Origin of the sequence: Tahibacter caeni (assembly GCF_024609805.1) — a bacterium.
In the GTDB taxonomy this organism is placed as follows: Bacteria; Pseudomonadota; Gammaproteobacteria; order Xanthomonadales; family Rhodanobacteraceae; genus Tahibacter; species Tahibacter caeni.
In genome coordinates this window covers 1-1,358 of sequence record NZ_JANFVR010000624.1, presented here as the reverse complement: position 1 = coordinate 1,358, position 1,358 = coordinate 1, and the positions used below count along the sequence as shown (strand labels likewise).

The following is a 1,358-nucleotide window of genomic DNA, read 5'->3' as shown; positions in this document are numbered from 1 at the left end:
CGCGCCGAACGCGACACCGCGCGCGCGGCGCTGGCCTTCATGACGACCCTGTTCGACAACGCCGATCCGGCGCAGCGCAAGGGCGACGCGCTCAGCGTGCGCGACCTGCTCGACGCCGGCGTGGAGAACATCCGCGGTGCGCTGGCCGGCCAGGACGCGGCGCGCGCGCGCCTGCTGCTGACCATGGCCTCGGCCTATCTCGGCCTCGGCCAGCTCGAACCGGCCACGCCGCTGATCGACGAGGCGCTGGCGATCGCCCGCGAACGCGGCGATGCGGTGCTCGAAGCCGAAGCGCTGATCCAGCAATGCCGCCGGCTCGATCTCGGCAACGACACCGACGCCTGCGCGCCGCGGCTGGATCGCGCCGAGGCGCTGCTCGATCCCCGCGATCCGGCCCAGGCGCGGCTGATCGCCTATTCGCTGGCGCTGCGCGTGTACGGTCTGCAGCTCGCCAACCGTTACGAGGACATGGCCGCACTGATGCGACGCGGGCTGAGCCTGCTCGACGATTCGCGCGAGCATCGCTTCCTGCGCGTGGAACTGGCCGGCCATCTCGCGTTCGCATTGGACCGGCTCGACCGGCCGGCCGAAGGCGAGGCCGTGCTGCGGCCGTATCTGGCCGGACTGCGCGGCGATGCGACGGCCGAGCGCGTGCTGCTCGCCGACACGCTGGGCACGCTCGCCAACATCGTCATGCACCAGCAGCGCAACGACGAAGCCATCGCGCTGCAGCGCGAGGCGCTCGCGGTCATGGAACAGCTTTACGGCGCCGGCGATCCGGCCATCACGCACCAGCTCAACAGCCTGGCAGGCGTGCTCAATGCGGCGGGCCGCAGCGAAGAAGCGCTGCCGCTGCTCGAGCGCACGGTCGCGCTGGATCGCAGCCGCGGCGGCGACAGCAATCCGGAACTCGCCAGCGCGCTGTGCAATCACGCGATCGTGCTGTTCCAGCTCGAACGCGACGCCGAGGCGAGGCCGCGCCTGGACGAAGCCGTCGCCGTGGCCGAACGTTCGGACATCGCGATGGAGCTCGGCCGCTGCCTGCTCTGGCGCGCCGACCTGCACCTGGCCGGCGGCGACGCCGCGGCCGCCCGGCACGATGCGCAGCGCGCGCGGGAAACCCTCGCGCCGACCTATGCGGAGAACTCCGAATTGATGCTGCGCATCCGCAGCGCCGAGCTGGCGGCGCGTTGGCTCGCGCAGGGCGCCGTCGCGGCGGCGCCGGCCTACTGCGCCGAAGCCGATGCGATCGCCGCCGCCTACGCAGCCGCGGCGCAGCCGGCTCCGGCCGACACGCAGTTCGCGAAGTTCCTGCAGGCGCTGTGCCGCGACGGCGAGGCCGCCGCCGTCGCGGAACG

1 protein-coding gene is annotated in these 1,358 nt (G+C 72.9%); it reads left to right on the top strand.

The genetic code is table 11. From position 1 onward, the window contains the following. Positions 1-1,358 (top strand): tetratricopeptide repeat protein (locus NON22_RS24385; RefSeq protein ID WP_257389575.1); only part of this gene is annotated, 1,358 nt, incomplete at both ends.